Consider the following 23,442-nt stretch of genomic DNA (forward strand, 5'->3'; position numbering starts at 1 on the left):
CATAAAATTTTGATGTGTTATAGTTTTGGCTAAAGCCAATTTGTTTCCTTTTTATCCACGGCCTAAAGGCCGTGGCAATGAATAATTGACAATTCGAGCTTTTATTTTTTTGATAATAATTCCTTAACGACTGCTGCCGTAAAACCTCAAAATATTAACTTCGTAGCTTTCAAATCTAAAATGAACAAATTTTATGGTACCGGAGTTGCCATCATCACTCCTTTTCAAACGGATGGTTCTGTTGATTTTCCTGCATTGGAAAAACTCATCGAAAACCTGATTGCCAACGGTATTGATTATTTGGTTTCGCTGGGCACAACCGGCGAAAGCGCTACCTTAAGTGCTTTAGAAAAAAAGGATATCTGGCAATTTACGGCGCAAACGGTTGCAGGCCGCGTTCCTTTGGTTGCTGGCATTGGCGGCAACGATACGCGAGCCATCATCGAAAATATTAAAAACTTTGACAAACAAGGTTTTGATGCCATCCTTTCGGTTAGCCCGTACTACAACAAACCTACTCAGGAAGGCATTTATCAGCATTACAAAGCGGTTGCCGCCGCTTCCGATTTGCCATTGATTTTATACAATGTTCCGGGCCGGACAGGAAGCAATATCTCCGCAGCAACAACGGTAAGGCTGGCGCATGAGGTTGACAAAATTATAGCGATAAAAGAAGCATCGGGAAATTTCGAGCAGTTTAACCAGATCATGCGCGATAAACCTGCAGACTTTATGCTGATCTCTGGTGATGACCCGGTTACTTTGCCCATGATTGCTTTGGGCGCTGTTGGTGTGATTTCGGTTATCGGCAATGCCATCCCGCAACTGTTTTCTGATATGGTCCGGCTTTGTTTGGAGGAGAAATGGGAAGCGGCCCGGAATTTACACTTTAAGCTGATTGAATTTACACGTTTAATGTTCGTAGATGGCAACCCGGCAGGCGTAAAAGAAGCCTTGCAATTTGTAGGCATTTGCGAAAATACCTTGCGTTTGCCTTTGGTTCCGGTAAACCCTCAAATTTCCAATTTGATCAAGGAGGAACTGCAAAAGTTGAACGCATAAAAAATCCGGTCAGCAATAACCGGATTTTTAGGTGCTAAAAGAAGTATTACTTTTTTTCAGATTCCGAATTTTTGGTGTCCTGAATTTCCAAACGGATAGCTTGGGCCATGTTTTTTATATCCTGCATCCCTTTTCTGATGCGTGTACCGGCAGCACTATTGCCTTTGTTATAAAACTTGTCGGCATCGGCTTCCAGACTTTCAATCAGTTTTTTAAGTTCTTCAAATTTTTTCATTGGGTTAATTTCGGTTTGGCTTTAAATTTAATTGTGGTAGCTAATATATATGGTTTTTAACGGAATAGCAATGGTAAGTTTTTTTAAGTTGTGTTTTGCCTAATCAATATCCATTAAAAAAGCACTAAAAACCAGATCAATTTTTCATCAAACTTTCCCTGATAAAAAAAGCACCAAATTTTTTAAACCCGGTGCTTTTAAATTAAGTCAATATTTTTTTTAGCCCTCTGCCAAAGCAAACTTATTTACTTTGTAATAGCCGGCTTTTAACTTTTCAGCCACTTCGCTGTAAGCATCCAAAGTACGTTGCACATCTTCTAAGCTATGTGTGGCCGTTGGGATGATCCGCAGTACAATTAAACCTCTCGGGATAACCGGGTACAATACGATGGAACAGAATATGGCATAATTCTCGCGCAAATCCATTGTCAAACTTGTTGCTTCGTCCAATTCACCCTTTAAAAATACTGGTGTAACCATGGTATTGGTAACGCCCAAATCAAAACCGCGCGCACGTAAACCTTCCTGCAAAGCCAAGGCAATTGTCCATAATTTTTCGCGTAGTTCGGGGCGGTTGATCAATAGTTCCAAACGTTTTCTTAAACCAATTACCATCGGCATAGGCAATGCTTTGGCAAAAGTTTGGGAGCGCATGTTGTAGCGCATAAAATTGACAATGGTTTTGGTTGAAGCCACAAATGCGCCAATACCAGCCATTGATTTGGCAAAAGTGCCGAAGTAAACATCAACGCCATCAATACAATTTTGTGCTTCATGTGTACCTGCACCGGTTTTTCCCATCGTACCAAAACCATGGGCGTCATCAATCAGCAAACGGAATTTGTATTGGTCTTTTAAAGCTACGATTTCTTTTATTTTCCCTTGTGCGCCCGACATGCCGAAAACGCCTTCGGTAATTACCAAAACACCGCCACCGGTTTGTTCTGCCAACTTGGAAGCGCGTTCCAATTGTTTTTCCAAACTCGCCATATCGTTATGCTGATAAACGTAGCGTTTGCCCATATGCAACCGTACACCATCAATGATACAGGCATGAGATTCTGCATCATAAACAATCACATCGTTCCTGTCCACCAAACTGTCAATAATAGAAACCATGCCTTGGTAACCATAATTGAGCAAAAAAGCGTCTTCTTTGCCTACAAAAGCGGCCAGGTCTTTTTCTAAAGCTTCATGTTGGTTTGAGTTTCCTGACATCATGCGCGCGCCCATCGGGTAAGCCATTCCGTAAGCAGCCGCAGCATCGGCATCTGCTTTTCGTACCTCCGGATGGTTGGCCAGGCCTAAATAATTGTTCAAACTCCAAACTAAATGTTCTTTTCCCCTAAAATTCATGTGGGCATCTATTTCGCCTTCTAATTTCGGAAATGAAAAATAGCCGTGCGACCAGCTTTGGTGCTGGCCTAACGGGCCCATGTTTTTTTGTATTTTGTCGAATAAATCCAATGTAGTTTACTTTTAATAAATATAGCCAAAATTAACTGATAATTTTTTATCAGCAAAAGAAGCACCAAACTCTTACCTAAAACCAACAAAAAAGGCCCTTGTTTAAGCAAGAGCCTTTTTGAAGTATTTATTTACGAGGCTGTTTAAAATTTGCTCAAGGTGTTAATGCTTCTTTTACCACCTAAAAATCATTATGTTATGCTTTTGTCATGCCGAAATTGTTTCGGTATCCCACAAGGTTCTCTTGTTATTTTGTCCTGAGATATCCTGAAACAAGTTCAGTATCACAGTAGAATTAATTCGAAGACCAATTTTTAGGGGATAAAAGAAGCATGGCAACTTTTTCTTGCACAAAGAAAAACAGACCCAAAAGTTAATCTACATTATCATGCAGAAAAGAATTGTTGGGGCGGATTTCTGTTTTGCCATCTTCATCGGCCAGCAAAGAAAACCTGGAAACCTGCGATTCGGAAGAATGCGTGTTTTGCTGCAACGCAACTTCTTTGCGTTTGTAAGCAGGTACGTTTTCCAGTTCCTGGATGCTGCCGCTCCTTAATTTCATGCTCAAATCTTTTAAACGTTTAATCCGCTCTCTCGAATTTCTTAATTGCTCTTCGATAGATTCGTCAGTTTTCTGATCGTCTGCACCTGCGGCAACAGGTTGCATTTCCGGTTTGGCTGGTTCTGGTTTGGCTGGCTGTGCTACAGGTGTTTCCGCTGGTTTGTCAAAACTTAAAGGCTCCACCGTTTTTATGGTAAACCCGGAAGGATCGCGTTCGTTTTCCTGCTTGTTGTCGTCATCGTTCAGCTTATAACGGATTGTTCCGGTCTGTTCATCGCGGTAACCATCCTCTCTTCTTTGGAAACCATTGTTTACCAAACCCTGGTTTTCGTCGGCTTTCACCTTCAAAAACGGTTCCTGAAAGTTTGCATCCCTATTGTTGGTAACCGTAAACTCGTTTACAGGTTTAACCAAAGGCTGGTTGTCTGTGATTAGATGAGAAACAACTTTTTTAGAGCTTTGAACCTTTTCGCGTTCATCTTTGGTTTGAAATCCGGTTGCGATAATCGTTACCGAAATTTTTTCGCCCAGGTTTTCATCTTTGCAATTGCCCCAAATTAAGTCGGCCATCAAACCCGCTTCTTCCTGGATATAATCCGTAATGATGCTCACTTCGTCCATCGTTACTTCTTTATCGCCCGAACTGATATTAAGCAAAATGTAACGCGCGCCTTCAATCTCGTTGTCTTTTAACAACGGAGAAGCCAAAGCACCACGCACCGCTTCGTAAGCCCGGTTTTCGCCAGCGGCAGAATAACTTCCCATGATAGAAACGCCGCTGTCTTTCATCACCGTGCGTACATCTTTAAAGTCAACGTTGATGTAGCCCGGCAAAGTGATGATTTCTGCAATACCTTTTGCGGCAGTGGTTAAAATATCATCGGCCTGTGCAAAAGCAGCGCCTAAAGTCAGGTTCCCAAAAATCTGACGCAAACGGTCGTTAGAGATCACCAGGAAAGAATCTACATATTTGCGCAGTTCTTCCATGCCTTCTTCGGCCTGCATTTTCCGGCGTTTGCCTTCAAAAGAAAACGGCGTGGTGATGATGCCAACGGTTAAAATATCCAGTTCGCGGGCTGCCTGTGCAATGATCGGGCTGGCACCGGTTCCTGTTCCGCCGCCCATTCCGGCGGTAATGAACAGCATTTTGGTGTTGGAGCCCAGCATTTGTTTAATATCGTCAATATTTTCTATTGCTGAGTTTTTTCCAACTTCCGGTATCGAGCCTGCGCCCATTCCTTCGGTTAAACTGGCGCCCAACTGTACCTTGTTCGGGATCGGGCTTAACTCCAAAGCCTGGGCATCGGTATTGCAGATGATAAAATCAACACCGGTAATACCCTGCTTGTACATATGGTTAACTGCGTTGCCGCCGCCGCCGCCAACACCAATTACTTTGATGATGGACGACTTTTCTTTTAACATTTCAAATTGCATAATACCTGATCTTAAACTATATAGCTGTATTGACGACTCTTTTTTTAATAAACGTAATATTACGTTTTTTACCCCAATGAAATTAAATTTGATTTTTATTTAATTATTTTAGAAAGTCCTCATCCTTAATGTCATCCTTAATAAATATCTTTCCTTTCTCCAACATCCTCGACAATAACCCGTGTTTCTTTTCGGCCGGTGCATGTGCCGGTTTCGCCTGCGTTTTTACTTCCGAAACCTGCGGCACATCGGTATCCTCCATTTTTTGGATCCCTTTGATCAGCAAACCGATACCGGTTGCATACATCGGACTTTGCAAATCGTCAAAGATGTTTTTTTGTAAAACCTCGTTTTTAGCCAAATGTTCGCTCGGATAACCAATACGGCAATCCAAACCGGTTACATATTCTACCAGTTGCGGCAAATGTTTTAAATCAGCGCCACCGCCGGTAATTACAATTCCGCCAATCATTCTTTTCTCGTAGCCGGAAGTTTTGATCTCGTAATAAACATGCTCGATAATTTCTTCCATCCGTGCCTGGATTACGTAAGCCAGGTTTTTTACAGATATTTCCTTCGATTCCCTTCCGCGTAAACCTGGCACACAAACAATCTCGTTGTCCTTGTTTTCTTCTGCCAAAGCCGAACCAAAACGCGTTTTTAACATCTCTGCAATGTTGCGCATCACCGAGCATCCCTCGCGGATATCTTCGGTAACGCTGTTTCCTCCAAACGGAATAACAGCCGTGTGGCGTATAATCCCTTCATGAAAAATAGCCAGATCAGTTGTACCGCCGCCAATATCCACCAAAACCACGCCTGCTTCTTTTTCTTCTTCGGTTAAAACCGCTTCTGATGATGCCAACGGTTCCAGGATCAATTCATGGCTTTCCAAACCTGCTTTGGTAACACATTTTACAATGTTTTTAACCGCCGTAACCTGACCGGAAATGATGTGGAAATTTGCTTCCAAACGAACGCCAGCCATTCCGATCGGGTCTTTAATGCCCGGCTCGTTGTCCACCGTAAATTCTTGCGGCAATACATGGATAATTTCTTCTCCCGGAGGCATCACCAAATTGTACATGTCTTCGATCAACTTTTCGATGTCCTTGCGGTTGATTTCCCGGTTCAAATCCCGGCGGGTAATTAAACCGCGGTGCTGCAAACTTTTGATGTGCTGGCCCGCAATTCCTACGTTTACCACGCGGATTTCCACGTTTGATTGTGCTGCCGCTATTTCGATGGCTTGCGTAATCCCTTGTACCGTTTTATCAATATTTGATACCACACCGCGCGTTACGCCTGCCGATTCTGCCTTTCCAATGCCCAGTATTTCTACCGTATGGTCTTTACTTCTGCGGCCTACAATGGCGCATATTTTTGTTGTACCAATATCCAGCCCAACTACTATGGGCGAGCTTTTGTCATAACTGATAGAAACCTTTTCCATTTCTAATGTATATTTTGAATTGTGTCTTGATTAATTTGGTTAATTGCTGGTGTTGTTGTTTGTTCTGCTTTTGGCTTTGGTTTTAGCGCTTCCAGTTTTAGCAGTGAGTCGCTTTTAATAGCAACGATCTGATTGGCAAACTTAATGTTAATAACTTTATACGCGCCCCAACCAACTTTGGGTATCGCCTGCTGATAAAAAATTAAAAGATTTTTAAATTTTTTATCCAACGAATCGGCATTGCCCAGCAAAATCCGCTGGTTTCCTACCCGTGGAATTAATTCAATTTCATGGTTTGCATTTACGTTAATTTGTTCGATCTGCGCGTCCCATAAAGAATCACGGCGGATAAAATCAGCCGTTTTGAACAATTGCCTGGCCATTTCGGTGTGCAGCGTATCTATCCGGTTGATAAAAATTTCATCAATATTTCCCGTAGCAACCAAAACCGGGGCCGTAAAATTTGAAGAAAGCGGAATCTTTAACCCGTACTGATCTACATAAAAATCCTGCTCAAAACGGTTCATCACGCGCAAAATGGGTTGCCGTTGCCGTACTTCTACATTGATCACGCCGTCCATATCCGCATAAACTTTGGCAAACTCGATAAAAGGATTTGCCTGCAACGTTTTTTCGAGTTGATGGATGTTGATCTCGTCCAGCTTTTTGCCAACCAACGAATTATTGCCCACATGCAAAATCGAATTGATTTCCTGCCGGTCCACAAAATACTGGTTGCCCGGAATATAAACCTTTACTTCGCGGCACAGCAACGATGCTTTTTTTATGCCGATAAAACTCATCAGCACAAACAAACCGCCCAAACAAACTGCCCAGATGGAAGCGTATAAAATGGGCATCCAAACCCGCTTTTTAAACATCTTGCAAAGCTGCTTTTAAAGGTTCAACCATTTTGTCAATATCGCCTGCGCCGACGGTCAGCAGCAGTTCCGGCTTTTGTTGTTGCACATAATCCAATGCTTCTTTTACCGTATATTTTTTGGTGTGTAATGAAGGCTGCATCCGCGCTAAAATCATTTCTGCATTTACGCCTTCAACCGGCAGTTCCCTTGCCGGATAAATATCCAGCAAAAGCAGATGATCGGCTTTATTCAAAACTTCGGCAAACTCATCTGCAAAATCCCGCGTCCTTGTGAATAAATGCGGCTGGAAAATCACAGTTAATTCTTTGTCTGGATACAATTCTTTTACCGAAGTAATTGCCGCCCGAAGCTCTTCCGGGTGATGGGCATAATCATCAATGTAAACCGTTTGATCTGTGTTGATAATGTATTCAAACCGACGTTTTATTCCCAAAAAAGATTTTAAAGCTGCCTTTATTTCCTGCGGATCAATCTCTAAAAACAAAGCCGTTTGTATCGCTGCAACTGCATTTTCTACATTATGAATTCCGGCAATTCCTAACTGAATATTTTCAATTTTGGTTTGAGAATTTCTGAAATCAAAATAATAGCTGCCGTTTTTGATGTTGATATTTTCTGCCGAAGCATCAGCATTTCCATCAACAGTATAAGTCAAACCGTTTTTTAAAGGCAAGCTTTTTTTATAGATCAATTTTCCGTCTACTTTAAGTTGAGAAGCAAATTGCTGAAAAGCTTCGACCATGCTGTTTTTATCACCATAAATATCCAAATGGTCGGCATCCATGGAAGTAACCACCGCAATATCAGGATGCAAAGTGAGGAAAGAACGATCGTATTCATCGGCCTCAACCACCAACATTTCGTTGCTGCCAAACAAAACATTGGTTTGATAATTGGTTGCAATGCCGCCCAAAAAAGCCGAACAATCATTTCCTGAAGCGCGTAAAATATGCGCAATCATGCTGGAAGTGGTGGTTTTGCCATGCGTTCCGGCAACGGCAATCGTAAACATACCTTTGCTGATGATGCCCAAAACTTCCGACCGTTTTTTTAAACTGAAGTTTTTATCCTGAAAGAAACTTAAAATCAAAGAATTTGCAGGAATGGCCGGCGTATAAATCACCAGCGTTCCTTCTTCCGGTTCGTTAAAATCAAAAGGGATATAATCAATCTCGTCGTGATACGCAATTTCGATATTTTCCTGCTCCAACGCCGTGGTTAAAGCAGTTTGCGTTTTATCGTAACCGGCAATTAAACAGCCGCGATGCTGAAAGTACCGCGCCAAACCGCTCATGCCGATCCCGCCGATACCAATCAAAAAAACACGTTGTATGCTGTTCAGTTCCATTGTTTTTTATGCCGTAAAAACAGCATCAGTTTTATTTTCTGTAATTTTTAATACTTCTTTTGCAATGTTTATATCGGCATCCGGCATGGCCAGTTTGCCAATTTGTGTGCTTAGTTTTTGTTGTTGGTTTTCATCCTGCAATAAATCCAATACTGTTTTTACCAGTGTTTTTTCAGCGTCCGCGTCTTTCACCAAAATTGCTGCACCCTTTTCAACCAAAGCCAAAGCGTTTTTAGTTTGATGGTCTTCGGCCACATTGGGCGAAGGCACCAAAACCACTGCTTTTTTTACCATACATAATTCGGCAATGGTTCCGGCCCCTGCACGTGAGATGATGACATCCGCAGCAGCATAAGCCAAATCCATCCGGTTTAAAAATTCTAAAACACAAATATTCGGATGGTTATTTTCGCCAAGCTGTTCTTTTACATTTTGATAATAATACTTCCCGGTTTGCCAGATTAGCTGCACATCCGCATCTATCAATTGCTGCAAACCGGCCAGCATACATTTATTTAAAGTGCCGGCGCCCAGACTTCCGCCGGTAACCAAAATTGTTTTTTTATTTGGATTGAGGTTGAACGACTCGAAAGCTTCTTCCCTTTTGCCTTTAATTTCCACTGATGTCCTGCGGATTGGATTTCCAGTTTTGATAATCCGATCCACTGGAAAAAACTGTTCCATCCCGTCAAAAGCCACACAAATTTGCTTTGCTTTTTTTGCCAGCCATTTATTGGTGATGCCCGCGTAAGAGTTTTGTTCCTGAATTAAAATCGGTAAGTTTTTGGTGGAAGCTGCGTACAACAACGGGCCGGAAGCATAACCGCCAACGCCAACCACCGCATCAGGTTTGAAGTTTTTGATGATGGATTTTGCTTTGCTCACACTACTTAAAACTTTAAACGGCAACGACAGATTCTTCAAGATAGAACCGCGCTGATAACCTGCAATATCCAACCCAATAATCTGGTAACCGGCAGCCGGAACTTTATCCATTTCCATCCGCCCATTCGCACCAACAAAAAGAATCTCCGTTTCCGGATGCAGCTTTTTCAGCGCATCAGCAATGGCAATAGCCGGGAAGATATGTCCTCCTGTACCGCCGCCGCTAATGATAATCCTTTTTGCCATGCTTCTTTTATCTGCCTAAAATTGATAACTGTCTATGCTTCTTTTATCTGCCTAAAATTAGGCTGCAACTTCTTTTTCCCTGATCTCGCCGACCACCACTTTGCGGTTGTCTTCGTACTCGTCAATGTGCCGGCTTACGGATAAAATAATCCCGAAAGCCACGCTGGTAAACAATATTGAGGTTCCGCCCATACTCACCAAAGGCAGCGGCACGCCCGTAACCGGACCCAAACCAACGGCAACCGCCATGTTGGCAAAAGCCTGAATGGTTAAACTGAAACTTAAACCTGCAGCCAGCAGCGCGCCGAACGCTTTTGGCGCTTTGGTTACTATTTTGATGCAGCGGTACAACAGGAAAAGATAGATGACGACGAGTGCGAAACCACCAATCAGGCCATATTCTTCGATAATAGTTGCATAAATAAAATCAGAATATGGGTGAGGCAGGTAATTGCGCTCCGTACTGTTTCCAGGCCCTTTTCCGAAAATACCGCCGGTTGCAATGGCAATTTTTGCATGATCGGATTGGAAAGATTTATCGCGGTCAACTTTGCTTGGGTGCATAAAAGTTTGAATCCGCGAAGCATATGTTTTTCTTCTCGGCCCTAAAAAGATAACGCCGGCCAGCAAAACAGCGCCTGCCAAACAAACCACCGCAATTTGTTTGATGCTAATACGACCGATAATCAACAACAAAACGCTCACGCCAAAAAGCATTAACGCCGTTGATAAATTGGCCAATGCGATCAGGATAAAAACCACGCAAACCGAACCCATAATTGGCAAGAAAGATTCTTTTACATCTTTAATATTCTCCTGCTTGCGCGATAAACTGCGGGCTAAAAAAGTAATTAAGGAAAGCTTGGCCAAATCCGAAGTCTGGAAAGTTAAGCCGGTTCCGGGAATGGCAATCCAACGACTGGCATCATTCACATGGTTTCCAAAAAGCAGCGTATAAAGCAGCAGCGGAATGGTTACCATCATCAGGATTTTTGAAATGCCCGAATAATACCGGTAATCTAATTTGTGCGAAATATACATCAATGCAATGCCACCAAAAATCATGGCCAAGTGCTTTACCAAGATAGATTCTGCACCCACACCGCGTTTGTAAGCCAGCGTTCCGGTTGAACTGTAAACCGCCAATGCCGAAATGACCGACAACAAGATCACGATCAGCCAGATCCAGCGATCGCCTTTTGTTTGGCCAAGAATTGCTTGTATGGTGTTTTTCATTCAGTTTTTGTTAATAGTTTATGGTTAATAGTTCATAGCCGCGCGTCCATCTGCCATGAACTATCAACTATTACCTATCGGCTTCCTTCTACAACTCCTTCACCGCCGCTTTAAATTGCTGGCCGCGGTCTTCATAATTTTTAAATAAATCAAAACTGGCGCAAGCGGGAGACAGCAAAACCGTATCGCCTTTTTTTGCTAAGTGATAAGCCATTTGTACCGCTTCCTGTGCTGAGAATGCGTTCACAATCATGTCCACGTCTTCTTCAAAAGCTTCGTGAATGCGTTTGTTGTCTTTTCCCAAACACACAATCGCTTTCACTTTTTGCTTCACCAACTCCTTCAGCATCGTGTAATCGTTGCCTTTGTCCACGCCGCCCAAGATCAAAACGACATCCGTGTTCATACTTTCCAGGGCAAACCAAACCGAATTAACGTTGGTGGCTTTAGAATCGTTAATGAATTTGATGCCCGCAATCATGCCTGCAAACTCCAACCGATGCTCAATATTTTTAAAATCGCCCATACTTTCGCGGATGGTTTCGTTGCGCAGTTCTAAAACTTTTGCCGTAATGCCCGATGCCATGCTGTTATAAATATTGTGCTTTCCCTGCAAGGCCAACTCCCTGATATTCATGTTCAAATCTCCTTTATCCGTTAAAATAAAAATCTCATCTTCGCTAAGGTACGCGCCTTGATCCACCTTTTTTTGAATGGAAAAAGGAAGTTGTTTGGCCAAAATTTCCCTTTTGGCGATACCTTTCATCGTTTCTTCGTCATCGGCACAATAAATCAGATAATCCGCACCAGTTTGGTTCTGGATGATCCGAAATTTAGAATCGGCATAATTTTCCATTTTATATTCGTACCGGTCTAAATGATCGGGCGTAATATTCAGCAACACAGCAATATCCGCTTTAAACTGGTACATATCGTCGAGCATAAAACTGCTGATCTCCAGCACGTAATGGTCGTACTTTTCGGCAGCCACCTGGTAGGCAAAACTTTTACCAATGTTGCCCGCCAAACCCACATTTAAACCTGCTTTTTTAAGCAGGTGATAAGTGAGGCTTGTGGTCGTGGTTTTTCCGTTTGATCCGGTGATGCAGATCATTTTCGCGTTGGTATATCTTCCCGCAAACTCAATTTCCGAAATTACCGGGATTCCTTTTTCCCGCAGTTTTTTGATGATCGGCGCTTTTTCGGGAATGCCCGGACTTTTCACCACTTCATCAGCCTGCAAAATCGTTTCTTCGGAATGCTTTCCTTCTTCAAAATCAATGTTCCAGTCTTGCAGTTGCAGTTTGTATTTTTCGTCCATCTTCCCAAAATCAGAAACAAAAACTTTAAAGCCCTGCTTCCGAGCCAAAAAAGCTGCACCAACGCCACTTTCGCCAGCGCCCAAAATGCACAGGAACTTTCCGTTTCCGGTAGCCGTTGCTGCTGTTTGATTTCCTCCCGTTTCCAATTCGTTATTTGTTTTTAAGATGATGCTTCTTTTACTACCTTAATTTTAGTGTAACAATGGTTACGATGGCCAGAAAAATGCCGACGATCCAAAACCGCGTAACGATCTTGGATTCGTGGTAACCTTTTTTCTGAAAATGATGGTGCAGCGGCGACATCAGGAAAATCCTTCGGCCTTCGCCATATTTTTTTTTGGTGAATTTGAACCAGCTTACCTGCAAAATCACCGAAACCAGTTCGATCAGAAAAATACCGCATAAAAGAGGTATCAGCAGTTCTTTACGGATCATTATCGCAAAAGCCGCGATAATTCCGCCAATGGCCAGGCTTCCCGTATCGCCCATAAATATTTGCGCCGGGTACGAATTGTACCACAAAAAGCCAACACAAGCACCTACAAAAGCACCAGCAAAAATTACCAGCTCGCCCGAATTTGGGATGTAAACAATGTTCAGATATTCGGCAATAACTGTATTGCCCGAAACGTAAGCAAGCACGGCAAGCGTTATTCCAATGATGGCCGAAGTCCCCGTCGCCAAACCATCAATTCCATCCGTGATATTTGCACCGTTGGAAACCGCAGTGATGATAAAAATGGTGAACAACATAAACACAATGAGCGAATAATGCTCGTAACCGGGACCAATAAACTTGATTACTTTGGCATAATCAAACTCGTTGTGCTTGTAAAAAGGCACGTTGGTTTTGGTGGATTTGATGTCCTGCGTGTAAATGTATTTGTTGCCAACCTGATGGACTTCCACCGGAACATCGGCTTTTACCGGCAGCGTTACGGTTTGGCGGATGACAATTTCGGGACTGAAATACATCGTCCAGCCAATAATAATGGACAAGCCAACCTGGCCAATAATTTTAAAACGGCCGGCCAAACCCTCTTTGTTCTTTTTGAAAACCTTGATGTAATCGTCCAGAAAACCAACTGTTCCCATCCAAATCGTGGTGATGATCATCAATATAATGTAGATGTTGTCCAGCTTGGACAGCAATAAAGTTGGGATCAAAATCCCCATCAAAATCATGATGCCGCCCATCGTTGGCGTTCCTTGTTTTTGCATCTGGCCTTCCAAACCTAAATTTCTTACGGTTTCTCCAACTTGCTTTCTACGGAGGTATTTGATGATTTTTCCGCCAAAAACAGTCGTAATAATAAGCGAAAGGATAACCGACATGGCTGTGCGGAACGAAATGTACTGGAATACACCAACGCCCGGGATATTGTGGTTTTTATAGAGATAGGTAAACAGGTAATACAGCATCAGCTCATCAGTTTAAATTGTTCTGCCAAAATCTGTTTATCGTCAAAAGGGTATTTCACGCCTTTTATTTCTTGGTATTTTTCGTGGCCTTTGCCAGCCAGTAGAATGATGTCGTTGGGCTGTGCCAAATGACATGCTGCTTTTATCGCCTCTTTTCTGTCGGCAATGGCAAATGCTTTCCGTTGCTGGTCTGGCGTGATGCCGCTTTGCATATCACGAATGATCTGATCCGGTTCTTCGGAACGCGGGTTATCCGAAGTTAAAATCACTTTATCGCTCCAATCGCAAGCCACCGTAGCCATCACCGGCCGTTTTGTTTTGTCCCGATCTCCGCCGCAACCAATTACCGTAATTACCTGTTCGTTTCCTTTGCGGATGTCTTTGATCGTGCTTAATACATTTTGAACGGCATCCGGCGTGTGCGCGTAATCCACAATCCCAATGACTTTATTTGCGGAAATAAAATAATCAAACCGGCCTACCGCTCCGTCTAACCGGCTTAAAGCGGTTAAAACTTTTTCTTTATCCTGATCAAGCAAAATAGCTGAACCATAAACCGCCAGCAAATTATAAGCGTTAAAACTGCCCACCATTTTAAACCAAACTTCCTGCCCGTCAATGTTTAAAAGCAGGCCGCCAAACTGGTTCTCCAAAATCTTGGCTTTAAAATCGGCCATACTTTTTAAAGCATAGGTTTTTTTACTGGCTTTGGTATTTTGAAGCATTACTTTGCCGTTGCGGTCGTCCAAATTTATCAGGGCAAAAGCAGTATTGGGCAAACCATCAAAAAAGCCTTTTTTGGCTTTTAAATAGTTATCAAAAGTTTTGTGGAAATCGAGGTGATCGTGGGTGAGGTTTGAAAAAATGCCGCCCGCAAAATGTAAGCCTGTGATCCGATGTTGCACAACCGAATGCGAACTCACTTCCATAAAAGCGTAATCGCAACCGTGCTGAACCATTTCGAGCAATAGTTCATTCAAAGCAATCGGATCAGGCGTGGTATGTGTTGCAGGAATAATTGCATCGTTAATCCGGTTTTCGACGGTAGAAAGCATCCCGCATTTATAACCCAATTCCCTAAAAAGTTGAAACAACAAGGTTGCAATGGTCGTTTTGCCATTTGTTCCGGTTACGCCAACCAATTTTAATTTTTGGGAAGGATGATCGTAAAAGTTGGCCGCCGCAAAACCCAAAGCTTCGGATGCTTCTTTTACCCTGATAAAAACAGTATCAGGATTTTGGTTCTGCGGGATTTCCTCACAAACCACAGCAACAGCGCCGGAAGCAATGGCTTGTTCGATAAAACGATGTCCATCAACCAAAGTCCCGCGAACGGCAAAAAACAAACTTCCGGGAACCACTTTTCTTGAATCAAAAACAAGCGCAGTAATTTCCCGGTCCGGTTTGTTTAAACCAGTCAGATCAGTAATCCCTGCGCATATTTCTGTCAATAACTTCATTCGAGTTCCAATACTATTTTAGATCCTTTTGGTATAATGCTGCCTGGCCCAACCGATTGCCGCACCACCGTTCCGCTGCCGACTACGGCTGTTTTGTAGCCTGAATTTCCCATGATAAACAAAGCATCGCGCAAACCCATCCCAACGGTTGATGGCACGCCTTTTTTGGCCGGTGTTTCTGTAGAAACACCTTCGTTGGTATCAATGGCTGATGGGTTAATTTTGCCAGTTTGCGGTTTCAATTTAAGCTTTGTATAAACTTCTTGCAAAGCTTTTGGCTGACCGGCTTTTGCCTGTGGCGCTTGTGTATTGTTTGCTACGCGGATGGAAGAAGTCTGGTTTAAATCCATATCACTGGAATAAACCCGGTCTGCAATTTCCCTAAAAACCGGGCCTGAAACCGAAGCACCGTAATAATCTCCTTTAGGATCATTAATAACAACAATCATCGAATATTTAGGCTTATCTGCCGGAAAATAGCCTACAAAAGAAGCTTGATATTGGCGCTTGCCTCTGTAGCCTTTATTTGCATCTGCAACTTGTGCAGTACCCGTTTTACCAGCTATTTTATATAGTGGATTATAAACAAATTTTTTACCACTACCTTCAAGAACTACACCTTCCAGCATATTTTTTATTTTTCTTAAAGTTATATCCGAGCAAATTTTCTCCTTGATTACCCTGGCCTGGAATTGCTCAATCGGGTTGCCCAGCCTTCTGATCTCTTTTACAAAAATCGGCGCAATGTATTTACCATTGTTGGCAACCGCACTATAAAAGGAAAGCATTTTTAAAGGCGTCAACTGCATTTCGTAACCGTAAGCCATTTGCGGCAAGGTCATGTTTTTGTTCCAGCTTTTGTTTTCGGGGTTTTTAATGACTGGCTGTGCTTCTCCCGGGATTTCTAATTTTAATTTTTCGTTCAGATGCCAATCGTACAAATGGTCGGTAAATTGCGATTGGTTATTGTGATAAGCATTGTTCACCAAAAAAGCTACGGCAGCATTGGATGATTGTTCGAATGCTTTTTTTACCGTAACCACACCGATACTGCCATGCGAATCCTTGATTATATGGCCTGGTATTTGATAAAAACCCGTATTCACCATGGTGCTGGTGTCCACTTTATGGTCTTCCAGCAAAGCCATGTACGAAGCCAATTTAAAGGTAGAACCGGGATCCTGGTTGCCGGCAATGGCATAATTAAACTTTTCCTGATATTCTCCTGGCGCTACTTTGGTGAAATTGGCAACGGCACGCACTTCGCCTGTTTGTACTTCCATCAAAATAACGGTACCGTGGTCGGCATCGCTTTTGATTAACTGTTTTAACAAAGCACTTTGCGCCACATCCTGGTAATTAACGTCCAAGGTTGACATGATATCCGCACCTTCTTTTGGCGCGATTTCAAAGTCTTCGTTTATCGGTTTCCAAACGCCACCTGCAATCCGCTGCATTAGCCGCTTGCCGGATTCTCCATTGATAAAAGAAGCATACGCACCTTCTAAACCAACACCATTTTTTACGTTCTCATTTTTATAACCAATCGTCCGGGCAGCAAGCGAACGGTACGGCAAAATCCTTTTGTTTTTTTGAACCACGATCAACCCGCCGCCATATTTGCCCATATTAAAGATGGGAAACTTCTTGATCTGCTTTAAATCCTGAAAAGAAACTTTACGCTTGATAAGCAGGTAACGGGAACTATCACGGCGGCCATCGCGTAGGTAACGCGAATAATCGCGGGCAGATTTATCGCCAAAAAAAGCCGACATTTTCATCGCCAAAGAATCAACTTTTTCGTAAAAAATTTTGTCATCTGCGATGGCGCCGTCCACCATATCCATGTGCAGCTCATACTCCGGAACCGAAGTGGCCAGCATACTTCCATCTTGTGCAAATATATTTCCGCGGGCAGCTTCTACATTTACATAACGGATAGAAAGGCTGTCTTGCATGGATGCCCATTTTTTGCCTTGTACAAACTGCACGCGGCATAGCTGCACCATTACTGCCACGGCAAACAGCACAATCAGGCCGAAAGCCAGATAAACGCGAAGCAGTATATTGGTCCTAATGCTCATCTTCTTCTGTTACGGTCAGTTTTTGCGGAGGCTCCACAGAAGTTTTTAACCCTAAAGTGTCTGTCCTTTTTGCCACTTCCGATAAAGTGCTTTTGTAGGCCAATTCGGCTTTGGTGGTTTTATAATCCCAGCTTAATTCTTTTACCTGCTTGGAAAGTTTATCAATGTCACGGATGTTGTTTTCGGCCATGTGGCGGTTGGCAATATAAACCATCGCCAAAAAGGCCACAAAAAATATAAAAGGCAGCATTTGGGTGGCAGCTTCGGTAGAAACCACTCCTTTTTTAAAGAACAAAGTGAAAAAGTTATCGGGTATTTTACCGGCAGGCGGTTTTTCTTCCACAATCAGTTCCTTTTCCAACTCCTCTTCTTCCAGAATTTCTGCTCTTAAACGGTTGCTCATCTTTTTACAGCGATTCTTAATTTGGCACTGCGTGCCCGGTTATTTAATTTTATTTCTTCTTCGGATGCGGTAATTGCCCCACGACTTACGGCATCAAACGGCTTTTGGTCGTTCCCAAAAAAATCCTTTTCTACTTCGCCGCGAAATTTTCCTTTGGCAATGAAGTTCTTCACCAAACGGTCTTCTAAGGAATGGTACGACATCACCACCAGCCTTCCGCCCGAAATCAAAACTTCTGCCGATTGCAGCAAAAACTCCTGCAAGGCTTCCAGTTCCTGGTTTACTTCGATGCGCAAAGCCTGAAAAACCTGCGCCAAATATTTATTTTCTTTTCCTTTTGGGATGCAGTTCTGAATGATAGTTTTCAGTTCGGCAATAGTCTCGATTGATTGGTTTAACCTCGAAGTAACTACTGTTTTTGCCAGTGTTTTTGCGTTCTGCAATTCGCCGTACATACCAAAAATTCGGTGTAAATTTTCTTCGCTATAAGTATTGATGATGGTTTTTGCGGTCAGGTCGCTGCTTTTGTTCATGCGCATATCTAAATCAGCATCAAAACGAACCGAAAAACCACGTTCCGCCTGGTCAAACTGGTGCGAAGAAACGCCCAGATCAGCCAGAATCCCATCCACCGGAATGGCTTCATACAAGCGGCAGTAATTTTTTAAATACCGAAAGTTCTGCTCCACAAAAGTAAAACGCGCATCGTTTGGCACGTTTTGTTTGACATCTTCATCCTGATCAAAACCCAATAAACGGCCGCCATCGCCCAAAGCATTTAAAATTTGTTTAGAATGGCCGCCGCCGCCAAAAGTTACATCCACGTAAGTGCCGTCTGGCTTTATCGCCAGCGCTTCGATGCATTCCTGCAACATCACGGGTGTGTGGTAACTATTCATTAATTCGGTTTGCCTTGTTGCCCATTACTTCTTCGGCCAGTTTGGCAAAGTTTTCTGGTTCGTTGTCCAATTGTTCGTCGTATGTGGCTTTCGACCAAACATCTATTTTATTCAGGTTTCCGGCCAAAACCACGTCGGTATCAATACCGGCATAATCCAATAATGATTTCGGGATCAACACCCTTCCGGCCGTGTCCAGTATTATTTCTGTTGCGCCACGGGTAAAATATTTGATAAATTCCCGGTTCTTTTTTTCGTACTGGTTTAGTTTGCTCAACTCGTCCAGCATCAGCATCCAGTCTTTCCGGGTGTAAACCACCAAATGTTTTTCAAAGCCCCGATTGATAAACAGCCCTTCCCGCTCAGCTTCCGGAAGCTGTTTCTTGAGGTTGACCGGGATCATCATCCGGCCTTTCGCATCAAGCTTGCAATCAAATTCTCCTAAAAAATAGGACATGACTTTAGGTTGGGTAATATTTAATGAGTAAAAGTATAAATATTACCACCTTTTACCACAATTTCCCACTAAAAGTTTTCAACATTACATATTTATCTTTTTTAACTGTCTGTTAATGAGGGATACTGTTTTTATACCGATAAAAACAGTATGGCTGTTTTAAGCCCGATAAGCATCTTAATCCGGGGAAGTAATTGGGTAGAACAGCTTAAAAAACTGCTTTAATTAAACAGAGTTAACTTCGGCAATAATATTTATAAAAGTTAAAGAGCGGCCTTGATTTACACAACAAAAATGTTGATGCTTCTTTTACCTCATTAAAATTGGTGATTGTATCAAATAAAAAAAGGGCAAAAACCAAATGGCTCACCAATTTTTAGGCGGTAAAAGAAGTATGCAATAAACGAACAGGGTTTGAACAAGCACAAAAAATTTCGCCTGCACACATTTTTGATGGTTTTGTTTTTTCTAATTCAGTTTATTTGTAAAATGTAATTAAAATTTTACTTTTACATCAACCAATTATATAATCTTTTTGCTTAAAACGGATTGAACGCTTAATAATTCTTAATACAATAATCTTGATGATGCTTAAGCCGCTATCAAATTTGTTTTGCTTTTTGTACAAGGGGTTGCAATAAATTAACCCGAATTTAAATATGGCTTTAACTTTACTTCTTAGAAAATCTTTTTTAGCTGTACTGCTCTGTTTCTTCTGTGGCGGGTTTGCTTTGGCACAAACCGATGCGGATGCCATTATGATCCCCAAAAATTATTTTTGCGGAGGTGCAATGTATAGCAACAGCCGCTGGGACAACTATTGGGAAGGCACTTTTAAGCGCAGCAACGGCAATATCGGCACGTTAAACTCCAACATGGTAACGCTAATGGGCAATTACGGCATCAGCAACCGTTTGAACGTGCTTTTTTCGCTGCCTTATATTACTAATAATGTTACAGCCGGAACGTTGCACAACCAGCAAGGCATTCAGGATGCGACGGTTTCTTTAAAATGGGTGCCGGTGGTGATGAAAACCGGTTACGGCACTTTTCGCCTGTTTGCCATTGCGATGGGTTCTGTTCCGATTGGCAATTATCAAGCTGATTTTTTGCCGGTTGCCATTGGTTTGCATAGCAGAAGTTTGATGTTCAGGGCTTTGGCCGATTACCAGTCGGGCCATTTGTTTTTTTCCGGTTCGGGGGAATACATGCGCCGTGATAACATCACCATTGATCGCACTGCTTATTACACGACAGAAATGCATTATACCAATCAGGTTGGCATTCCCGATGGAACCAATTTTAACTTTCGCGGCGGCTACCGAAGCAGCAAATTGATCGCAGAAGCTGTTTTGGACAACAATACTACTTTGGGCGGTTTCGATATCCGCAAAAACGACATGCCTTTCCCCAGCAATAAAATGAACATGACCACAGTTGGCGTAAACTTTAAATACAGCTTTAGTTCCATTAACGGATTGGAACTTACGGCCGGAAGCGATTATGCAGTGGCCGGGAGGAATGTTGGACAAAGCACCGTGATCCATGGCGGTGCTTATTACCTGTTCAACCTCAAAAAGAACAAAATTAACAACACCATAAAAAATTGAAAATGAAAAGAGGTTTACTATATCCTGCGCTTGTTTTTTTGTTTTCGGCGATGCTTCTTTTATCGTGCAAAAAAAGCATTATCGAGCGGACCGATCTTTACCCACAATTAACGCCAGCCAACAGCGATTTGAACGCCGGCAACTGGAAGCCCGTTTTGGTTACCAATACCGATGCTTTTGCTGTTGCCGCGCCTGATGCCGTTACTTCTCCGGCTTATATTGCCGATTTGAACGAGATCAAAGCTTACCAGGCCAATTTAACTTCTGAACAAAAAGCCAGCATTAAATATTGGAGCGCCGGAGCCGTTTTGCGCTGGAACGAGATTTTACGCGAACTCGTTGCCCGCCACAACTTGCCGCCTTATCAAAACGATGACGGTTCTTATCCGGCGCCAAATTCGGCCAACCCTTTTGCTTATCCGCAGTTTCCGTTTTCCAATCCGCCTTACGCTGCCCGTTCTTACGCTTATGTCAGCGCGGCACAATACGATGCTTTGGTGGTGGCCTGGCATTTCAAAACCAAATACAACCGTGCCGCGCCTTATAAAAACGATGCTGCCATTCAGGCTTTTGTGCCGAAAACGGATTTGCCTTCTTACCCAAGCGAAGATGCCGTGGTTTCCGGCGCTGCAGTTGAAACGCTCAAATTGTTGTTTCCTACGGAGATTGCTTTTATCGAGCAAAAAGCGGCCGAACAAAAGCTGTACCGGATAATGGCCGGCGCCAACACGCGAAGTGAATTGGATGCCGGCGAAGCATTAGGCAAACAGGTTGCCGCTTTGTTTACGGCACGTGCGCGGACTGATAAAGCCGGAAAAGCAATCGGCACGCAAGCTTTGTGGAGCCAACTGGCGATGCAAACCGAAGCCAAAGGCGAAAAATGCTGGTTGAGTTTAGAAACGCCGAAACGCCCGCCGATGCTGCCCTTGTTTTGCAAGGTAAGTCCGTTTTTGTTTGATACATTGACGGTAGTTGCGCTTCGTCCGCCGCCGCCCTATTCTACCCATTCGGATGAATTTAAAAAGGAAACCGAGGAAGTTTTATATTACAGCAAAAACGCCACGCGCGAACGCGAAGCGATTGTAGCTTTTTGGGCCGATGGTGCCGGAACTTACTCGCCGCCGGGACACTGGAACGCCATTGCCGCCGATGAATTTGTAAAACAAAACTACAGCGAAGTACGGTGGGCGCGCAATTTTGCCCTGCTCAACATGGCCGAAATGGATGCCGCCATTGTATGCTGGGACGCCAAATACTTCTACTTTAACCCTCGCCCAACGCAGGTTGACCCAAGCATAAAAACGTTGACTGGCGTGCCAAACTTTCCGTCGTACACTTCCGGGCATTCTAATTTCAGTGGTGCTGCGGCTACTTTATTAACTTATTTATTGCCGGATAGAGGCAGCAAGTTTATGGATATGGCAGAAGAGGCCGCCATGTCGCGTTTGTATGGCGCCATCCATTTCCGCAGCGATTGCGAAATGGGTTTGGTAACCGGCAAAAAAGTTGGCGAGTTTGCGGTACAAAGGGCGAAGGCAGATGGGGCTGGGAATTAAAAATTGAACTTTTTCTTTGATACTGTTTTTATGCCTATAAAAACAGTATTGGTTTTTCAGCCTAAATCAAAGAATTTAAGCTTTTGATGAAATCATCCGCACTGTCAATACTCATAACTATTTTATCTGCTGTTACTGGCTTTTGGTAAATACGTTCGATCGTTACCGGATGATTAAATGTCAGCAAAACGTTAATGCTGTTTTTAGTAATGCCGCCTTTAAAACAAAATTGATCTGGCTGATAATTATCGCTAATTTTTTCTACAGAAAGGATGTTGCTTGTATGGATTGACGTTCGCCAGCGTAATCCTACCCGCAACAATAATTGATTTTTCATCAATAAAACCGGGCTTTTTACGGTAGCCGAAAGATCACTTACAATAAAGACCATTCCGTAAACACTAAGCAAACTCACAACAACAGCCGCAATTTTACTATATTGAACCAACAGTAAATGAAACGCAAAGACCTCAATCAACAGAACAAACAGTAAAACGCCGAATATGGCCGGATAACCGGATTCTTTATAAACGGTAAAACGAGTAATTGCTTCCGGCTGGCGGCTTGGTTTTTTCCAGCAAAACAAACCAAAGCGCAACACAATCAATTCGGAAACCAACAGTTTTATTACAACAACATCGCCCAAAACAGTTGTCATGCTTTGATACAAGTTATGTGCGAAATCAGGAAAAACAGCTTCAGATTTCTCAAACGCAGCAATTATTTTCCTGATTTTGCTAATTGCATAAATAACTACGCTTAGTTCCAGAAACGTAGACAGCTTTCGTAATTGCAGCACATAATATTGCTGATGCGGCGGAAGAACGAAATAGGCAACGGCACAACAACAGGTAAAAACAAATACAATGTTCCATTTTCGAAGTTGCAGCGGCCGAACCAACAAAAAGTAGTAGGCCAAAGGAAAAGTGACCACCATATCTGCTAATAATGCAGTTGCAATTGCATCCCTTTTAATTAATGGTACGTGCTGCAATAAAAACAAGCCGCCAAATACAATTGCCAAAGCAATTATCGCAGTAAACCAAATATTTTTAGGAATTGAGGTTGAGATGATCATGGTAATAATTAGGAAATGATTAGATTAAAATCTATATACATCAACACATCTCTGCTAAAGTTTTAGCTATTGAATTTTAATTCTAATTGATGTAAATTTTAAAGTTGAAGTTGTTTAAACTTTTATTTTTTTGTTAATTCTTCTGAGGAAAAATACGCAGAATGCCATCCAGTGCATCGCCATCCAGTTCCTGGGTAGGACTTCATATCTGATAACCAATCCCTTAAAGCCGTCCATCCAAGCGTTTGCGTGTTCAATAACTGTTCTTCTTTTGTATAGTTCTTCGTCGAAATAGTGGTCTTCGTCATTGTCTTTCCCTGTATTGCGCGGGTTGGG

19 protein-coding genes and 1 pseudogene are annotated in these 23,442 nt (G+C 42.7%); 3 read left to right on the forward strand and 17 right to left on the reverse strand.

The window, feature by feature from the left end; translation table 11 throughout:
- The first annotated feature begins 180 nt into the window (after window positions 1-180).
- Entirely contained in the window at window positions 181-1,062 is an 882-nt protein-coding gene (dapA, locus tag V5804_RS01605) for a 4-hydroxy-tetrahydrodipicolinate synthase (RefSeq protein ID WP_369589629.1), read from the forward strand.
- Between the two features lie 46 nt (window positions 1,063-1,108).
- Here the strand turns inward: dapA and V5804_RS01610 are convergent, their stop codons facing one another.
- The 15 genes from V5804_RS01610 to mraZ all read right to left on the reverse strand — a co-directional run bounded on the left by V5804_RS01610 (window position 1,109) and on the right by mraZ (window position 18,862).
- On the reverse strand, window positions 1,109-1,297 hold the full coding sequence (locus tag V5804_RS01610; protein WP_369589630.1) for a histone H1: 189 nt from the start codon (window positions 1,295-1,297) through the stop codon (window positions 1,109-1,111).
- A gap of 219 nt (window positions 1,298-1,516) precedes the next feature.
- Window positions 1,517-2,764 (reverse strand): aminotransferase class I/II-fold pyridoxal phosphate-dependent enzyme, encoded by a 1,248-nt coding sequence (locus tag V5804_RS01615; protein ID WP_369589631.1) that lies wholly within the window; start codon window positions 2,762-2,764, stop codon window positions 1,517-1,519.
- 373 nt (window positions 2,765-3,137) lie between these two features.
- Window positions 3,138-4,763, reverse strand: a complete 1,626-nt coding sequence (ftsZ, locus tag V5804_RS01620) for a cell division protein FtsZ (RefSeq protein WP_369589632.1) — start codon at window positions 4,761-4,763, stop codon at window positions 3,138-3,140.
- A gap of 103 nt (window positions 4,764-4,866) precedes the next feature.
- Window positions 4,867-6,216 (reverse strand): cell division protein FtsA, encoded by a 1,350-nt coding sequence (gene ftsA, locus V5804_RS01625; RefSeq protein WP_369589633.1) that lies wholly within the window; start codon window positions 6,214-6,216, stop codon window positions 4,867-4,869.
- Window positions 6,217-6,218: 2 nt separating this feature from the next.
- On the reverse strand, window positions 6,219-7,076 hold the full coding sequence (locus V5804_RS01630) for a cell division protein FtsQ/DivIB (protein ID WP_369589634.1): 858 nt from the start codon (window positions 7,074-7,076) through the stop codon (window positions 6,219-6,221).
- A 13-nt stretch (window positions 7,077-7,089) separates the two neighbouring features.
- A complete protein-coding gene (gene murC / locus V5804_RS01635; protein WP_369589635.1) occupies window positions 7,090-8,448 on the reverse strand; it encodes a UDP-N-acetylmuramate--L-alanine ligase in 1,359 nt (452 codons plus the stop codon).
- Between the two features lie 6 nt (window positions 8,449-8,454).
- Entirely contained in the window at window positions 8,455-9,579 is a 1,125-nt protein-coding gene (gene murG / locus V5804_RS01640; protein WP_369589636.1) for an undecaprenyldiphospho-muramoylpentapeptide beta-N-acetylglucosaminyltransferase, read from the reverse strand.
- A gap of 57 nt (window positions 9,580-9,636) precedes the next feature.
- Window positions 9,637-10,815: an FtsW/RodA/SpoVE family cell cycle protein gene (locus V5804_RS01645; protein WP_369589637.1), complete on the reverse strand. Its 1,179-nt coding sequence runs from the start codon at window positions 10,813-10,815 to the stop codon at window positions 9,637-9,639.
- Window positions 10,816-10,903: 88 nt separating this feature from the next.
- Entirely contained in the window at window positions 10,904-12,283 is a 1,380-nt protein-coding gene (murD, locus tag V5804_RS01650; RefSeq protein ID WP_369589638.1) for a UDP-N-acetylmuramoyl-L-alanine--D-glutamate ligase, read from the reverse strand.
- Window positions 12,284-12,317: 34 nt separating this feature from the next.
- Window positions 12,318-13,559 carry a phospho-N-acetylmuramoyl-pentapeptide-transferase gene (mraY, locus tag V5804_RS01655; RefSeq protein WP_369589639.1) on the reverse strand — a complete coding sequence of 414 codons (1,242 nt, stop codon included), beginning with the start codon at window positions 13,557-13,559 and terminating at the stop codon, window positions 12,318-12,320.
- The gene (locus V5804_RS01660) at window positions 13,559-15,019 is read right to left on the reverse strand and encodes a UDP-N-acetylmuramoyl-L-alanyl-D-glutamate--2,6-diaminopimelate ligase (RefSeq protein ID WP_369589640.1); all 1,461 of its coding nucleotides are present in this window, start codon (window positions 15,017-15,019) and stop codon (window positions 13,559-13,561) included. The genes mraY and V5804_RS01660 overlap by 1 nt, the downstream gene beginning before the upstream one ends.
- Window positions 15,016-17,103 carry a penicillin-binding protein gene (locus V5804_RS01665; RefSeq protein WP_369589641.1) on the reverse strand — a complete coding sequence of 696 codons (2,088 nt, stop codon included), beginning with the start codon at window positions 17,101-17,103 and terminating at the stop codon, window positions 15,016-15,018. The genes V5804_RS01660 and V5804_RS01665 overlap by 4 nt, the downstream gene beginning before the upstream one ends.
- Complete coding sequence (locus V5804_RS01670; RefSeq protein ID WP_369589642.1) at window positions 17,093-17,506, reverse strand: FtsL-like putative cell division protein; 414 nt, start codon at window positions 17,504-17,506, stop codon at window positions 17,093-17,095. The genes V5804_RS01665 and V5804_RS01670 overlap by 11 nt, the downstream gene beginning before the upstream one ends.
- The gene (gene rsmH / locus V5804_RS01675) at window positions 17,503-18,405 is read right to left on the reverse strand and encodes a 16S rRNA (cytosine(1402)-N(4))-methyltransferase RsmH (RefSeq protein ID WP_369589643.1); all 903 of its coding nucleotides are present in this window, start codon (window positions 18,403-18,405) and stop codon (window positions 17,503-17,505) included. The genes V5804_RS01670 and rsmH overlap by 4 nt, the downstream gene beginning before the upstream one ends.
- Window positions 18,398-18,862: a division/cell wall cluster transcriptional repressor MraZ gene (mraZ, locus tag V5804_RS01680; RefSeq protein ID WP_369589644.1), complete on the reverse strand. Its 465-nt coding sequence runs from the start codon at window positions 18,860-18,862 to the stop codon at window positions 18,398-18,400. Before mraZ ends, rsmH begins: the two co-directional genes overlap by 8 nt.
- A gap of 659 nt (window positions 18,863-19,521) precedes the next feature.
- On the opposite strand from mraZ, the gene V5804_RS01685 reads away from it, so the two are divergent.
- Both V5804_RS01685 and V5804_RS01690 read left to right on the forward strand, forming a co-directional pair.
- Window positions 19,522-20,472 (forward strand): hypothetical protein, encoded by a 951-nt coding sequence (locus V5804_RS01685; RefSeq protein WP_369589645.1) that lies wholly within the window; start codon window positions 19,522-19,524, stop codon window positions 20,470-20,472.
- A 2-nt stretch (window positions 20,473-20,474) separates the two neighbouring features.
- Entirely contained in the window at window positions 20,475-22,028 is a 1,554-nt protein-coding gene (locus V5804_RS01690) for a phosphatase PAP2 family protein (RefSeq protein WP_369589646.1), read from the forward strand.
- A gap of 61 nt (window positions 22,029-22,089) precedes the next feature.
- Here the strand turns inward: V5804_RS01690 and V5804_RS01695 are convergent, their stop codons facing one another.
- Window positions 22,090-23,106, reverse strand: a complete 1,017-nt coding sequence (locus tag V5804_RS01695) for a hypothetical protein (protein WP_369589647.1) — start codon at window positions 23,104-23,106, stop codon at window positions 22,090-22,092.
- Window positions 23,107-23,220: 114 nt separating this feature from the next.
- Window positions 23,221-23,442: pseudogene (locus V5804_RS01700) on the reverse strand (IS5/IS1182 family transposase); the annotation flags it as partial.

It is taken from the genome of Mucilaginibacter sp., from assembly GCF_041088075.1.
In the GTDB taxonomy this organism is placed as follows: Bacteria; Bacteroidota; Bacteroidia; order Sphingobacteriales; family Sphingobacteriaceae; genus Mucilaginibacter_A.

Excerpts from the sequence above, each read along its gene's own strand:
- dapA (WP_369589629.1), top strand. The coding sequence starts at position 181 with ATGAACAAATTTTATGGTACCGGAGTTGCCATCATCACTCCTTTTCAA.
- V5804_RS01610 (WP_369589630.1), bottom strand. The coding sequence starts at position 1,297 with ATGAAAAAATTTGAAGAACTTAAAAAACTGATTGAAAGTCTGGAAGCC.
- ftsZ (WP_369589632.1), bottom strand. The coding sequence starts at position 4,763 with ATGCAATTTGAAATGTTAAAAGAAAAGTCGTCCATCATCAAAGTAATT.
- ftsA (WP_369589633.1), bottom strand. The coding sequence starts at position 6,216 with ATGGAAAAGGTTTCTATCAGTTATGACAAAAGCTCGCCCATAGTAGTT.
- V5804_RS01630 (WP_369589634.1), bottom strand. The coding sequence starts at position 7,076 with ATGCCCATTTTATACGCTTCCATCTGGGCAGTTTGTTTGGGCGGTTTG.
- murC (WP_369589635.1), bottom strand. The coding sequence starts at position 8,448 with ATGGAACTGAACAGCATACAACGTGTTTTTTTGATTGGTATCGGCGGG.
- murG (WP_369589636.1), bottom strand. The coding sequence starts at position 9,579 with ATGGCAAAAAGGATTATCATTAGCGGCGGCGGTACAGGAGGACATATC.
- V5804_RS01645 (WP_369589637.1), bottom strand. The coding sequence starts at position 10,815 with ATGAAAAACACCATACAAGCAATTCTTGGCCAAACAAAAGGCGATCGC.
- mraY (WP_369589639.1), bottom strand. The coding sequence starts at position 13,559 with ATGCTGTATTACCTGTTTACCTATCTCTATAAAAACCACAATATCCCG.
- V5804_RS01660 (WP_369589640.1), bottom strand. The coding sequence starts at position 15,019 with ATGAAGTTATTGACAGAAATATGCGCAGGGATTACTGATCTGACTGGT.
- V5804_RS01665 (WP_369589641.1), bottom strand. The coding sequence starts at position 17,103 with ATGAGCATTAGGACCAATATACTGCTTCGCGTTTATCTGGCTTTCGGC.
- V5804_RS01670 (WP_369589642.1), bottom strand. The coding sequence starts at position 17,506 with ATGAGCAACCGTTTAAGAGCAGAAATTCTGGAAGAAGAGGAGTTGGAA.
- rsmH (WP_369589643.1), bottom strand. The coding sequence starts at position 18,405 with ATGAATAGTTACCACACACCCGTGATGTTGCAGGAATGCATCGAAGCG.
- mraZ (WP_369589644.1), bottom strand. The coding sequence starts at position 18,862 with ATGTCCTATTTTTTAGGAGAATTTGATTGCAAGCTTGATGCGAAAGGC.
- V5804_RS01685 (WP_369589645.1), top strand. The coding sequence starts at position 19,522 with ATGGCTTTAACTTTACTTCTTAGAAAATCTTTTTTAGCTGTACTGCTC.
- V5804_RS01690 (WP_369589646.1), top strand. The coding sequence starts at position 20,475 with ATGAAAAGAGGTTTACTATATCCTGCGCTTGTTTTTTTGTTTTCGGCG.
- V5804_RS01695 (WP_369589647.1), bottom strand. The coding sequence starts at position 23,106 with ATGATCATCTCAACCTCAATTCCTAAAAATATTTGGTTTACTGCGATA.